Source organism: Terriglobus roseus (assembly GCF_900105625.1).
GTDB lineage: Bacteria > Acidobacteriota > Terriglobia > Terriglobales > Acidobacteriaceae > Terriglobus > Terriglobus roseus_B.
The window spans coordinates 383,931-397,937 of the sequence record NZ_FNSD01000001.1; the positions used below are offsets into that span (position 1 = coordinate 383,931).

Here is a 14,007-nt window from a genome sequence, read left to right on the forward strand (position 1 = left end):
CATTGGACCATTACAGAGATCGTGGAGACCACCTGCGAGGAAGGACGCTGGTCATCATTCTTGCCAGGGTGAGATTGCGCGTGTAGCGACAAGCAGTCGGATAACACGTAAATAAAGGAGCCTCATCCTGTGGGCAGAGGGATATCTAGATCATTTCACTCCAGAAAATACTTCATCGCTTCAGCTTCCTGTATTGCTCTTCGTTGAGCTTTAACTCGATCCCGCCCACGCCAGTCCGAATCCCCATCTCCAGAGCTTGCTTCCCTGCTAGGTCACGTAGCCCACCAGCACGCTCAACCATGTGCTCGATCTTGTCTGGGTCGCGAAACGTCAGGTCGCGCAACTGTTCCTTCCCCGTCAGATCAGTGAAGCGGATGAGCCAGTCTTCCGACTGGCGAAGGAACCGCATGTGAACACGGTGCATGTCTATCGCGCTCCCTGCATCAGTGCTTTGCGCTTCTCGTATCCCGTGCGGGGATCACGTTTGCCCGCGTCGACCAACAATTGGTACTGGCGTTCGTTTAGGAACACGATGGTTCCGGCATGACCGAAGGTCTGGATATGCTCGCGCATCTTAATGTCGCTGCGTCTGATCCAGCGATGGACAACGTCGAGGCACTCGTCGCTCGTATCGCGTAGCAGCCAGAGACTCAACGGTCCGTTCCTTCTGTCTGCGTCGGAGAAGCAAAGGGTCCACGCCTCCCCCGCTCTGCCCATGATGAACGCATATACCGCGTGGATTACCTGAGCGGGGTCAGGCCAGCAGGATCTGCATAGAGTCAGATGTGGGACGGTCAGACTGTCGTCCAGGCGAGTGCCGCAGGCCGCGCAATACTCACCGTTACACGTGGCAGACCAGCGAGCAAGCTCTTCACCCATGTGCGCATGTGTAATTTCTGTACGGGACTTTATTTGAGCACTCACAGGCTTAGAATAGGCGATGAAAAAGCGAATGTCATCCACAGGGTGTTGATGAGCCCTGCCCACCTGATTCCGTGGAACGAGACCTTTCCTCGCCAAAAGATGAAACATCCACACACCACGGCGGGCTAGTATGCCCGTATAAAAGACGTACTCAAGGTGCAACGATGCCCGATGTCCCCGAAAGCCAAGGCGCAAAGTCGGACACGACAGCTAGGAGGTCCGAAACGGCACCAGAGTTGCCGTTCGTAGCGGTCTTCAGCTGGCTGGTCGCAATCGTCATCGGCCTTGGACCGATTGTCTTCGCCATTGTTCGATGGCGAACTGTCATCGCTTACTCGAATGCATCCATGTCGTGGATCGAAGGACACGGACCGTTAGCTGTACTCTCCTACACCTTGTTCACGCTCTTGTTACCACTTCCGGCTCACATCGGAATGGTCTTCGTACTCTACAAGACTCTGTTCAAGCGGGCTGGCAGCGATTTCAGATGGATCTATAGCTTTCTGACATACGCGCTAGTGTTTAGTCTCTATCGAGCAGCAGCAACTCCTCTCGTCAAACGTTTATTCCCTGAACTTGTCTCAAATCATGAGGTCTTCTTCAGGTGGTCTCTCCAGGTTCAGGCCGTAATCTTCCTAGCTATAGTGGCGTCGGCCATATACATCTTCAAACAGAAAGCCCTCACTACGTTTGGCTTCACTGAGGTCATCGTCGCCTTAGTTTCCAATGCGGCACTTCTGAGCAAAGTGGACCTCACTACATTCCCGCGTGTTCAAATGCAATCTGGAAGCGCTGTCGCTCTCATTGTCTTCACGTATCTTCTGAGTCGTGGGATCGGGGACATCTTCGACGGTCTCAATAAGCTGAAAACGAAACACGGTGACCGGGTGATCCAGTGGTTCAGGGCTGAGGCTTCACCTGTGACGTCCAAAGCCGAGAGCCAAGATCCTCCTGCATAGCTGCTTATACAGCAGGCTCGCGCTCTCCTCAGCGGCTCTTCTGAAATAGCTATCGCGAAGCGTGGTCCTGGCCGTCCGAAGAAGGCTAGCGACTGCAACTCAGAAGACCGCCTCGGGTCCCCCATCAAATGCGGTGAGGCATGTCATGATCGCCGAAGCCAAAGCTTGCATCGCTGCTCCACAGACGAAGCGTTTGGGCCGCAGCGAAGGCGGCAGCTAAGACTGCCGGATAAACAGAAACGGCCCGTTCCAATGACGTGTCGCGCGTCATCGGAACGGGGCCTGTCAGATCGTACAATTGTTTAGATGCAACCTCAAACGGTTACGCTCATCGTCGCTGTGATGGGCATCGCAGGAACGCTAGCGGGCGGCATGGCGTCACAGTGGATGACACGACGTGCTCAGCACAAGCAGTGGCTCCGGGACCAGCGTAAGCAGGAGTGGAGAGAACTCCTTAATACACTTACTAAAGCGTTCGCAACAATCATTCGGCTGGAACAGGTTGGAGTCGCCTATGATCCCGATTCCCAGCTTGAACTCGCGGCTGCGAAGGAATCCGCTAACAATGTCATTCGGGACCGGATCTTCATAGCACCGGAGGTCGGCGACATGAACGTCCTCCGGGCTTGGACGCTAATCATGAACTCGTCACGCCGGGGCGACCTCAACGATGCTCAAAACCGCTTCCATAACCTCGCTGCGGATATCGTGCTTTCTGCACTCAAAACGAGCGAATGAGCTGCTGGCCGCCACGCCAACGGTCTGAAGCGAAACGTCTCAGTAGTCGTATCAGTGACAACGACAACGAACTGAATCGCTCAATGAGTGTGGCAAGAAGTCAATGTGGCCGCGTCCAGGGTTTAAACTTCTGCATACAAGCACAAACTACATGAGCCGCATCTGGACACTTGATAGTACTTCAACGAAGGAGTCTGTGTTGGTCGTTAAGAGAACGCTGTGGCTGCTACCGCTTCTAACCTTGACCCCGGTGCACAGCGTGAGCCAGCAGCCTACCGGCTACCAACTAGCTGGGACAGCAATCAACACAACTTCATCCAGCGATCCCATAGCTGCCCCAATTCAAATCGTCGTACGCGGGGACGACTGCAAGCTGACCGTTTCACCTCCGCTTACAGGCTCTGGTGTATGCATCATCAAGAACTTCGTTCCTGCCTCAGGGCAGATCGAGATTATTTCCTTAGGGCCACCAATAATCGCATGGAGTGGAGTCATCAAAGGCAACTTCGCGAGTGGAACTTACAAAATCGACAACGGGTCACAGACAGGCTACTTCTACACGGCTCTTCTGGGGCAGCCACTTGTCATCACTTCTCCGCAAAGCGTCACAAATATCCCCGTTCGACGCAGCATGTGCACACCGGCAGTCGAGTCTTCGATTTCAGGAGAGGTTGAGGGGTGGAGCGGCGAGACAATTTTCAAACTAGATAATGGTCAGATTTGGCAACAGGCTGAATACGATTACAACTACTTCTACGAATACCATCCAGACGTCACGATCTACGAAACGACCAGCGGATGCCGGATGAAAGTGGAAGACGAGGGAGAAACGCTCCTAGTGAAGCGAATCAAATGACGAAAGCAACGTCTAGACTAACTGCATGAATACCCTCGAAATTCTCTACGCCATCGATCTAGAAATCAGCAAGCTTCAGCAAGCCCGCTCTATTATCAGCGGGTATTCTGATCCGGTCATCAAGAGACGCGGTCCGGGACGACCGAAGAAGACCGTAACCGGACCGCAGAAAGCCACACCAGTTACTCAGGTCAAGGCCGTGAAGCGTGGAATGAGCGCTGAAGGTAGGGCTCGCATCGCTGCTGCGCAAAAGAGGCGTTGGGCTGCCGCGAAGAAGGATTCCAAATGAGAAGCCTACTTGCGGTCTTACTGTTGGCGGTCGTAGGCGCTTCAGGCTGTCTCCATGCGCAAGCTCCCGCAAACGACTTGGAGAAAGCCTGTGGTCCGAAGGACATCAAGCTTGAGACTTCTCTCAGCGCTCCCACGACGGTGATCCCGGAGCCTGCTAGTGGGAAAGCCCTCGTGGTGTTCGTCGAAGACATGAGACTAGACCGCCCCGGCCATAAATGCTTCAAGTGCACCGACGTCTCCATTGCACTGGCGGCAGACGGAGCCTGGATCGCCCAAGACAAGGGCTTCTCTCATTCAGTAGCATTGCTCAATCCCGGTGTGCATCACCTGTGCGCGAGGACTCGTAAAGGGAACAACGACACGCCGTCAATGTTGAGTCTGACCGCTGAGGCTGGCGCTACCTACTTCCTCATAGCCATCCCGCAGTACGAGTTCGATTACTACGTCGAGCGATTCACACTTGCCGACTCGGATGAGGGCCGATACCTTACCGCCATTTCCAAAAGCGCAATGACGCCCGTTCAGTAGGAGCCGATGCCCATTTTCTTTAATTCCCTGCTCGTTGAGGCCGAAATACAGCTCGACCAAGTCAGATTGCTGAGACATCAAGACAACTCATCAGCACAAGGTCGGACTCCCTACGAGCTATGGCGGCAAGACGACCAGTCAGCGTTCGATTCCTACCAAAGCGTTCAGAACCCAAGCAGACAAGCAGGCTTAGGACCGGCCAGCCTCTGGGCGTCGTTCGTCGTCACACCAGATGGTCGCACGCTGTTCGCTGGACTGTACCGCTCACAGCTTCAGGGACTCAACCAGGTCAACATTCCGCATGCACACCGGGAAGGGTTCATCGAAGCCGGAACCTGTGACGTTTACACCATAGAACTTGATGAGAGGTTGAGCGACCTCCGCGGCAAGCTGTTTGTGGATTGGGGTCCCGGCACACGTCAGTGGGTCCAGCGTGCGGATAATCAGAACAAAGTGGTCACAGAGCTGCTGACTCGATTCAAGGAACCTGAATTCCCCGGCTACCTTAACTTCATCCAGCCGCTCTCGCAGATCGAATCGTCACTACCCACCACTTGGGTTTCATCTCTGAAACAAGTGCAGGGGGTATACCTCCTAACCTGTCCGCTGACAAAAGAGCTTTATGTGGGGTCCGCGACTGGTGTGGACGGCTTTTGGGGACGGTGGTCCCAATATGTGTCGAACAATCATGGCGGCAACATTCAGTTAAAGAGCCGCGACCACAGTGACTATCAAGTTTCGATCTTGGAAGTCGCAGGGAGCGGGACAACTACGGAAGAGATCATAGCAATGGAGGATCGGTGGAAGAAGAAGCTTCAAAGCAGGGAGATGGGTCTGAATTCCAATTGATTGCATCTCGGTGCAGACGCCCTTCACGCAGAAAAGGCCCCGACTCTCTGACGTTAAACCGTCAGAGAGTCGGGGCTTCAGACTGCTAGTCAGTGCTCTAGGGAAGCGTTATCGTTATTTCGTGCCGTTTCAGAGTAGGGTCCGCTGACTGAAGTCGCAGCTTGCCGCTGTGACCTCGTGAGCCACGGCTACCTTCGTTTAGTTGCACCTCGCCGTAGGGATCACATGACCAGCGTTTGCGAGTCCCAACATCTCCGAGCGCAATGGCACCTTTTTCCCATATCGCGCTCCTGCAGATTTGCAAGCCGTTCATGCCTTAAGGCACGTAGTAGAGATGTACGGGCAATATCCATAAAGCAGTTCTTGAGGTCATCGTTATCCATGTCTCGCACGGCTTCGAAAAGCCTCTGAGCTTTATTCTTCAGGATTTCTGCGACCAGGCGATTCGCATATACGAACGTGGCACACGTTTCGAGATCAGAAGATTCGAGCGACGATCCGTATTGATGCGTACTTGGCATGTGTGAAGAAACCCGAAGGAAGGATGGATGTTGCGCTCGCTCTGAAAGCCGAAGCTACGGCAAGGGTGTCGTAACGGTAGTCGTTTCTCTGTGTTCCATCGAGGACCCTGCCGGGATTGCCATCTCCGGATATTTTGCTTGGACGGCTGTGGTGAGATTGCCTGCAAGAATGTGAAGGCTGTTGTGAACCCAGCGGTAGCCGGGACCACTCTTAGCGTCAGGGTCCGGCATACCGCCGACTATTGCGCTGAAGAGCCAGTAGCACAGGATCGCTAGCGCCGCAGGATGGAGTTCGATCAGATGGATCACATTTCCCTCCTTACCTAGCCAGTTCCAGCAGACGCTTCGCCAGCAGGAACAGCGCTGGCGACATGACATGCGCGATCCCCAGCAGCAAGCCAAAGATCAGAACGGCGCGCACAGTGTCATTGTTGAGCACGAAGCATGCAGCCTTGAGTACAGCGTTGCTCGTACCTGAAGCCCAACGCAAAAGCTTCATTTGAGTCGCGAGTTCCGTCTGCTCAACTTCAATCTTGCTGACACGCTGTACGAGAACGGCACGAAACTCGATGTCATCCTCGTGCCACTTGTCTCCATTACTTGCGATGGACTCAAGCAGTTCTGTCTGTCTAGAGTCGGAAGCCATGAGCACAGCGACATCGGCCTTCAGGTCCGATGTCTGCGCGGCTACGTTTCGTACAGCCTGATCGGTGGTGGTTAGGCGGCGGTCGATCTCGTCACGATGGTCTTTCAACTTCTGCTCCAAGGTCGTCGCCTGTTTCTCTGTGGCCTCATCGATACGGAGCTGTATCTCCGAGTCAAGCAAGCCACCTTGTTCGTGGATTGTTAAAGTCATTGCATCTCCGGTGGGTGCGATTGGCTAATAGATCGTGCGCCATGCATATGCGTTCGTGGCATCCTTCGCACACACCTGCACGGTGTCCTTCGCGCCGGTAGCGCCAGCCGCGTACTGCAGTTGGCCAGCGATGAAAGCTGTACATGACGGGGCGACGGTAGGAGACAGCGTGATCCATGACTGACGGCTGCTAGGCGAGTTGCCCAGAATCCGATTGATGGCAGCTTGCACGGCAGTCGTCACGATGGCATAGCCAGCATCAGTCAGGTGCGTACCGTCGCTGTTGAAGTAGGTCGCGTTTGTGTTCGTACCATCGGCACCGATGTGTGAGTCAGCGCCGAGATCAACGAACTCATCCGCAAAACCCTTCCAGCCAGCCCGAATCAGAGCATTGAAGGCGTTCTTATTCGCGTCGTTATTGACGCGGGAGATCATGTCAACAACGACAACCTTCCAGCCCACGCGCTGACGCGCAAGAGCGTAAGCTCGCAGGTTTGCATAGGTCTGCGCTGGGTTAGATACCCCGAAGGCAAGATCGTTGGTGCCTGCCCATATGACAAGAGTGTTGACACCGGCTCTCGGCTCGAACAGAGGATCAACCTTAGTGGGGGCCTCAGTAAACAGAGCAGCTATAGTCCATCCCGAAACGGCCACGTTGCGTACCTTCGCAGGAGCCGTGAGTGCGGTGGTCCAAGGGTGCGTACCATTCTGGCCGTAGGTCAACGAGTCGCCATCCGCGACGACCTGATCTTCAGTCGTGGGATTAGTCGTCGTCGGCTGAACTCCTCGCGCCAGCGTGCTGTTCTGCATTGCGGAGCAGTTCTGCGCTACCTGAGCCTGTGTAAGAGGCGTGTTGTAGAAGAGGGCGTAATGGTAGGTCGTGGGAGCGTAACCATCGGAGGCCGAACCGCCGAGATTCAAAGCGATCGAACGTAACGCGGCGACCTGCGAGAAGTTGTTGCCCTGCCCGTAGTAGATTGCCTCCGTGCCATTGATGTACTCGTGTTCAGGAGTGCTCGCGGTCGGCAGGACAACGGTGACGCAGACCGCCGTACCGACAGCAGAGCTGAAACTAGCGCTACCTGCGTTGCCGCCATACCAAGTTTCGACTGAGCTGTCGTTCCCCAGCGCGTTCTGATTCAGCTGCTTGCTGGTGCCGAAGAGGACGAATCCATTGCCGTAGAGGTTTCCCCCGTCGTTGTCGATGATTGGGAAGTACGATGCTCCCGACTGACCGGTAGCGGTGAGGTCCGGCCACGTGTCCAAGAGGATCTGGACAGTCTGGAAGCCCGCGCTGATCGCGAGTGGAAAGTGCAAAATCGCAGAGGTGCTGGTGGTTATGCCTGACGGAACTCGGTTGGCAGTCCCAGCCCAGGTAGCATTGTTGCCTGCACCGGAGATGTCGTACTCGGTCGTGCCCGCACCACCCGTCAGAGGGTAGTGACCGATCAGCCCTGTGGGAACAATCTGGGGGATTGATCCCACGGCAGCCCCATTTGTGCCGTTCGTACCAGCCACGCCTTGCGGGCCAGTTGCACCCGTAGCTCCGGTGGGGCCTTGAGGTCCGGTCGGACCGGCTGGGCCGGTAGCTCCTTGCGGAATAGTGAAGTTGAGTATCGCTGCTGACGAAGTACCCGAGTTCACCACCAGAGCGGATGATCCAGCCGCACCGGTCGTGGTCGTGCCAACACTGACGGAAGCCGCTGTGCCGTTCGTTCCATTCGTGCCAGCAGGCCCCGTCGCACCAGTAGCGCCGGTGTCGCCTTTCAATCCCTGTATGCCTTGAGGACCGGTTGCACCGGCGACGCCCTTCACACCAGCAACACCTTGAGGTCCATCTGCACCGGTTAATCCCATAGGACCTTGCGGACCGACACTACCAGTCAGACCTTGAATTCCCTGCGGACCAGCGGGGCCAGTTTCGCCAATGGGACCAACGGGGCCGATGGGTCCTACGGGGCCGACCAGAGAGTCAGTCGCCGGGAGGTTAGACACCTGTGGTGAGTACACATCGAAGTTGCATGCACCACCATTGCCGTTGACACCAGCAACGCACCATGAGTTGGTGACAGCAGGTTGGACCTTCTCATAGCCGGAGTTGAAACCGCCAAGCAGAACATTGCCTGAGCGGTCGTCCTTCACCACGACATCGAAGCACATATTGAGCGGGGCTGTGAGCGACACGTCAGGTACAGTGACCGTGAATGCTCCCTCACTGACCGATGCCGTGTAAGGAACTTTCGCGAATTGGCTGTCGTTTGCCCGCCCGCCAAAGGCAGTGGAGGTTGTGCATAGCGTCGGTGTGAATGAAACAGTGGCATTGCTGATGGGTCGAGAGCCACCGAGCTTGCTGGCGCTGACTGTCACGTATCCAGCGGGAGCTTGGGCCGCAGCAACACCGCTGAACAGGAAGATGGCAGTCACTAGCGGACGCAGGTTCGCGCACGCTGCTAAGAGCAGACGAGACATGTGGGAGTCCTTGTGGGTTGGTGCGAGAGGAGCTGTTAGTTGCAGCTTGTTATCGCGCCGTTTACGACGTGGAAGGTTACAGCAGCGCCGGGACTATAGGTGCATGACCCAGTAAGCTTCGTCCCAGTTGCGGTTACTGCCCCTGATACATCAAGGTGAGTCTCAGCTTCGTCAAAGCCACGAATGTAATGGATCAGGTTGCCGCTACCCGCGTCTACCCATCCGTCTTCGTGCACTACGTTGGCCGAGGCCGCCGTGTACGGGACGAGCGTCAAGCTGTGAGTAGCAATGTCGGGGTTCCCGGCGGGATACATCGCTGGGGTATTGTCGTCGTGGTAGCCAGCGCCAAACATCATGCCTTTGCATATCGGCGTGAAGTCCATCACATTTGTCAGCAAAGCGGCAGTATCGTTCGGATTCGTTTCGATGACCGGGTATCCGAAGGAAGTCTTTCTTTGCTGAAATCTGAAGTAAGGAGCGGCGCGAACGTTGTTGAGCAGATCGGAGCAGCCGCCTTCATTGTTTGGTAGGAGAACCTTGTTATAGCTGCCTCCTAACGCGACCCAGCCAAGCGACTGGTTGGTAGAGTTGTTTGTTTCCTCAGCTTGGAAGAGGATGGCGTTCGGCAAAGCGTCAGCCAGACCATTGACAAGGCCACCGTTCCACTGCACCTGTGACTCTTTCGCTCCGGTATCGAAGCCGTATCCAAACCCAGTCACACTCTGTTGGCCAGTCTCATCGAAGAGTGAGTTTTGTCCGTGCATGAAGACTGCATAGCTAACACCGCATCCGCTGTTCTCACCGGTCAGGATCACATTGCCGCGAGACATGATTGTGCTGTCAGCCAAGTTGAAGATCGTGCCGCATCCGTTGACGCCAATCTTATAGAGTGAGGCGTTATCGAAGACTGGGAAAGCAGTGCTGGTAGCTTCCTGATTGAAGATCGTGAAGCCCTCGTCAGAAACGTGCCGGAAGTTGTAATCGTTGTAGAAGAACGAACCTCCGCCAGCCAGCGACGGATCTTGACGACGCGTTACCGCGACCGTGTCAGCTGTTCCGCCGATGTCGGTCAGGTAGATGCGGTTACGCTCAAAGTAACCGCCACCCCCGAATGCTGGCGCATTCACGTTGACCATGTCCAAGCCTCGCGTCGAACCATTGAAGCGAAGCTGCACATCCATCCAAGTGAAGAAGGTGCTGCTCTCCCACCGAATGCTCGATCCAGCCGTAGCCATGTTGAGAGCGAGGTGCACGATCTCCCCTGAACCGTTCGGACCTCCGTTACGCGCCAGCACCTTCACACCTTCGGGGTCTGACCCCGTGTAGGTGATGGTGGAATTCATTCCATCTAGCTCAGGAGCATAGATATAAGGAGCGCTATAGCCGTTCGGCACGACGAGCGGGTTCGAGCAGGTGTAGCTCTGGTTGGGCGAAAGCACTACTCTGGCCGAAGCCGCAGGAGCGCTGGCGGTACCGGCAACAGATGCGAAGGCATTTGCGATCTTCGCGCAGATGTCAGCGCCATCGAATGAATCAGCGTACAAGACAGCACCTAGCGACTGTGGCGTGAAAGATGAGCCACAACCCGCAGGACCGGTCACACCGACTGCACAGCCGGGAGGTCCGAGAGCGCCACGTTGACCGCGCACGGTCGGCAGAGCCACGGGTGTATCCGGGGTGAGCTGATCAATGTGGCAGACAGCACCATCGCACCAGTCATTTGCTACAGACGTGGGCTGAACATGGCTGTAGGTGCCACCGATAGACTCGCCAGATACGTTGTCCACCACTGTCAATGCAAACGTCGCATTCAGCGGGTTGGACTGGCTTCCGTCGGGAAGATACATTGACCAGCTGCCACCTGATACAGGAGCGCATCTTTGGCTCACGGTCGTGACAGAGCCTGAGCCAGCGCGATAGGAGAAGGGCCTGTTGTTGAGCACACCCTGGGCGCAGACGGTGTCCGCCGTCCTCGGCTAGCCATTGATCCGATGGATAGCCATGAGCGGGGTCCATTGCGTATTGCGGAAAGTTAGTCGGCTGAAACGCGAATCCGAAGTTGTTCTGGATTGTGCCGTCGTACCACCCGTTGGGGTCGTAGAGGTTTCCCGCTGCGTTATAGGGGAAGTTGGGAGCTACATACGTCCCGGTCACGCGGTTGAAGCGATCTTTTAAGGATCGATAGGGGTTCCATTGAAATGCATTCGCGAGAACGACGTTCTCATCGAAGGTGAAGCTAGGTCCCTGCCAGTACGCTGGCCAGATGTACCATTGCCCACCGATGCGGCTTATACGCCCTGCGGCTGCAGACATCATCGTGGAGATGACGTCTCCAGTTCCTGTTCCTGTATCTCCGTGCCAGCAGCACGCATAGCGCACTTCACTGCCACCCCCGGCTAGCTCCACCGGTTCATCACAGACATTCGCTGCTGCTATGAGCTGAGGAATGTTGATGTCATCGGTGTATGACATCCCGAGACCGAACACCGGATCGCACATGCGATCCGCAACGATCAGAGCCCAGTTCGTAGTGAATCCATTGGTCTGGGTACGCGGATCGAAGATGTCACACTTGCCGTTGACGTCGAACCTGATTTCAGGCTCAGACGGAAACATGGAAGTGTCGTACTCGATCTTCAGGTAAACGTATGTGCATCCGCCGACGTAGGGGTTGCCGTTTGCCGTTGTAGCCCAGTGGGGATCGTTAGCATTCAGCGAGGCAAGAACGTCACCCGAGACTTGCTCGCCGAAGCGAGCTTCACAGAAGACGAGACCGCCGAAGTTATAGGTGTTGCCATCTGGTCCGACGTGATCGTTGTGGTCGGCCTGACCGCCAAAGTTCACACCGTTCCGTGTGGTGTTGTACTGGCTGGAAGTATCCCAATACACTTTCCGGCCATCCAGGTAGAGACCCAGTATGCTGTGGCAAACATGCCCAGCAATCACGATCACTTTGTTGTATTGGTCGTGGTGCGATCCAGTCGTCGAGGAGTAGATGAGCGTTCCACCAACGCGTTGCATGCCGAGGATCATCTGCCGATTGGCTGCTGGCTGGCGTGTGGTGATGTTCTCGCCACGATTGCTCATCAAGGCGTCAGCAATTGCACCCGCTTCCATGGCGATGCCTTGGATTGCCAGCTCTGCCATGATCTTGTCGTAGACAGGCGAAGCAATTAGGGCTGGGTCAAGAAATGCTGCAGCGCCCATAGCAATGGCCCCGCCGATCATGGCGAGGCCGGTGATGGCCTTGGACATAGAGTTTCCTGTGGGCTGTCCTACGGAGCGGTAGGACAGCTAGCGTTGGCCTAGTAGGTCCAAGCGCGATGAACTGAAGTGAGAGGCATACAGAGCAGGCCAGCGTCACCGGGGGAAACGACTTCGCGTCCAGCTAGCGACACGAGGCCAGCGGCAATTGAGTCGTCTGCATTCCTGTAGAGGACCAAGTCGCCACGCTGCGCCATGAGAGGGAACATACGCTCGATGAGGCCGTGTCGCCCCGCGCACCAGACGACCGCCTCTTCGAACGAAGTACCGCTGGTGACGTCGTGAATCTTCTGCATGGCTCCGGTGTTCGTTGTGTAGCCACGAAGCTCCGTCATGATGTCCACGCCAGTGATGGCGAGGACGCCGTCTGCTGCAAACGTAGCGCAATCGTTGGTTCCCCAATCGAAGGGCTCGCGTGCTCGTGCTAGCAGGAAGTCGTGGTACTCACGAGTCGCCCAATGAGGTTTTCTTTGTAGAGGCATTAGGCTTCACCCCACTTGAGGCTGATGTCGTTCAGGGATTCAACCCATCCGAACGCCGTATCGTCGGCATAGCCGTTGGCGTGTTGGTCAGCGGATGTATAGCGCCTGGACGATGGCCGGTTCAGCAGCAGCATCCGGCTCTCTAGCTTTAGAGTGATGCTCATGGACTGGGGCGTTACGTTACTCGTCGGCGTATCGACCACTCCGCTGAAGAACAGATAGGGAGTACCTATCAATAGGCCTTGCGACATGCAGCCCAGCCAGCACTTTGCTGGGGCTAATGGCTGGATGTCGCTCTCGCATTCGGTCGCGATCTTGGGATCAAGACCAGAGATGGTCAGGCTGATGCCGTCAGCTTGTACTTCAGTTCCCTCTTGGGTGGCGGATATGCCGCCCAAGGTGCCAAGACCGAGGAAGGTCTGACCGCTGAAGGCCACATTGAATGGGGCGGAACAGAGGTACATCGTCTGCGACCGAAAAGTCAGCATGACGAACAGCACAGGCGAGAATACCGACTGCGTGAGTTGCGCTCTGAAGGTGGGATCGAGGTTACGCAATTGCTGCACCTCGCCACTCAACGAACTTGAAGCTGATGGTTGTCAGCCGCGTGTAGTCCGCGTTCCATGTGCGCTTGCTGTCTGCGAGCCGAAACAATCCCTTGCAATCGTGGAGAATGATGCGTGTTGCGTCCGTGGGCTGTTCACGCAGTGAAGGCCAAACGGTCAACGTAGCTGTGCCGTCCGTGCTCATGACCGGGAACAGGTTTCGGTAGAACCGAAAGCCAATCTGTAGCCAGTCACCTGCCTCAAGAAGACGTCCAGCACCGGACCAACCCCGAGTCACGAGCTGATTGCTACCCGGTAGATTCTGGGTGGCGATGGTCGCAGTGGTCACTAGCGGAACGCTGTCCTGGGGATTACCGCGAGGTCTTGTCTTTGCCGGGTCACCAATCATGAAGGCGTTGGCTTGGCCGCGCAGAGCCATCAAGAAGCTAATCCACTGGTCCGCCTCAGCTTGGGTGAGAGGTACCAGCGAGAACGTGCCGCCGATGGATTCGGCACCCGGCCATGGCTGGATTTGCGTCTGGCTCCCGTAACCGCTTGTCACGACAGCGGCTGGGTCATCAATGTCCCACTGCACAGTGCGGAAGCCAGGAGGCTCGTACTTAAAGAAGGCGCTTTGGTGACTATTAGGTGCAGGAAGGTCAACGAGCGTGATCGTCTGTCCGCCGACAGTGATGGTCGATAAAGCCACAGGAATCCTTTTGGGC

General features: G+C 56.0%; 15 protein-coding genes. 6 read left to right on the plus strand and 9 right to left on the minus strand.

Features of this window, described 5'->3' with window-relative positions; genetic code table 11:
* Positions 1-172 precede the first annotated feature (172 nt).
* Both BLW03_RS01515 and BLW03_RS20250 read right to left on the minus strand, forming a co-directional pair.
* The gene (locus BLW03_RS01515; RefSeq protein ID WP_083350250.1) at positions 173-424 is read right to left on the minus strand and encodes a hypothetical protein; all 252 of its coding nucleotides are present in this window, start codon (positions 422-424) and stop codon (positions 173-175) included.
* 2 nt (positions 425-426) lie between these two features.
* Complete coding sequence (locus BLW03_RS20250) at positions 427-654, minus strand: hypothetical protein (protein ID WP_139285055.1); 228 nt, start codon at positions 652-654, stop codon at positions 427-429.
* A gap of 434 nt (positions 655-1,088) precedes the next feature.
* Between BLW03_RS20250 and BLW03_RS01525 the strand changes: the two genes are divergently transcribed.
* The 6 genes from BLW03_RS01525 (at position 1,089) to BLW03_RS01550 (ending at position 5,145) form a co-directional block, all read left to right on the plus strand.
* Positions 1,089-1,883, plus strand: a complete 795-nt coding sequence (locus tag BLW03_RS01525; protein ID WP_074652031.1) for a hypothetical protein — start codon at positions 1,089-1,091, stop codon at positions 1,881-1,883.
* A 306-nt stretch (positions 1,884-2,189) separates the two neighbouring features.
* Positions 2,190-2,621 (plus strand): hypothetical protein, encoded by a 432-nt coding sequence (locus BLW03_RS01530; RefSeq protein ID WP_074652032.1) that lies wholly within the window; start codon positions 2,190-2,192, stop codon positions 2,619-2,621.
* Positions 2,622-2,772: 151 nt separating this feature from the next.
* On the plus strand, positions 2,773-3,477 hold the full coding sequence (locus BLW03_RS20075; protein WP_083350251.1) for a hypothetical protein: 705 nt from the start codon (positions 2,773-2,775) through the stop codon (positions 3,475-3,477).
* 25 nt (positions 3,478-3,502) lie between these two features.
* On the plus strand, positions 3,503-3,766 hold the full coding sequence (locus BLW03_RS01540; RefSeq protein WP_074652033.1) for a hypothetical protein: 264 nt from the start codon (positions 3,503-3,505) through the stop codon (positions 3,764-3,766).
* Positions 3,763-4,296, plus strand: a complete 534-nt coding sequence (locus BLW03_RS20755) for a hypothetical protein (protein WP_074652034.1) — start codon at positions 3,763-3,765, stop codon at positions 4,294-4,296. The genes BLW03_RS01540 and BLW03_RS20755 overlap by 4 nt, the downstream gene beginning before the upstream one ends.
* A gap of 6 nt (positions 4,297-4,302) precedes the next feature.
* The gene (locus BLW03_RS01550; RefSeq protein WP_074652035.1) at positions 4,303-5,145 is read left to right on the plus strand and encodes a GIY-YIG nuclease family protein; all 843 of its coding nucleotides are present in this window, start codon (positions 4,303-4,305) and stop codon (positions 5,143-5,145) included.
* A gap of 575 nt (positions 5,146-5,720) precedes the next feature.
* Here the strand turns inward: BLW03_RS01550 and BLW03_RS01555 are convergent.
* From BLW03_RS01555 to BLW03_RS01590, 7 genes are all read right to left on the minus strand, one after another.
* A complete protein-coding gene (locus BLW03_RS01555; RefSeq protein WP_074652036.1) occupies positions 5,721-5,975 on the minus strand; it encodes a hypothetical protein in 255 nt (84 codons plus the stop codon).
* Between the two features lie 10 nt (positions 5,976-5,985).
* A complete protein-coding gene (locus BLW03_RS01560; RefSeq protein WP_074652037.1) occupies positions 5,986-6,522 on the minus strand; it encodes a hypothetical protein in 537 nt (178 codons plus the stop codon).
* Positions 6,523-6,546: 24 nt separating this feature from the next.
* A complete protein-coding gene (locus BLW03_RS01565; protein WP_083350252.1) occupies positions 6,547-8,991 on the minus strand; it encodes a GDSL-type esterase/lipase family protein in 2,445 nt (814 codons plus the stop codon).
* A gap of 35 nt (positions 8,992-9,026) precedes the next feature.
* Positions 9,027-10,838 (minus strand): hypothetical protein, encoded by a 1,812-nt coding sequence (locus tag BLW03_RS01570; RefSeq protein ID WP_170834922.1) that lies wholly within the window; start codon positions 10,836-10,838, stop codon positions 9,027-9,029.
* A gap of 1,458 nt (positions 10,839-12,296) precedes the next feature.
* Complete coding sequence (locus tag BLW03_RS01580) at positions 12,297-12,737, minus strand: DUF6950 family protein (RefSeq protein ID WP_074652041.1); 441 nt, start codon at positions 12,735-12,737, stop codon at positions 12,297-12,299.
* Positions 12,737-13,294 (minus strand): DUF2163 domain-containing protein, encoded by a 558-nt coding sequence (locus BLW03_RS01585; protein ID WP_074652042.1) that lies wholly within the window; start codon positions 13,292-13,294, stop codon positions 12,737-12,739. Before BLW03_RS01585 ends, BLW03_RS01580 begins: the two co-directional genes overlap by 1 nt.
* Positions 13,287-13,991 (minus strand): hypothetical protein, encoded by a 705-nt coding sequence (locus BLW03_RS01590; protein ID WP_074652043.1) that lies wholly within the window; start codon positions 13,989-13,991, stop codon positions 13,287-13,289. Before BLW03_RS01590 ends, BLW03_RS01585 begins: the two co-directional genes overlap by 8 nt.
* Between the last annotated feature and the right edge of the window lie 16 nt (positions 13,992-14,007).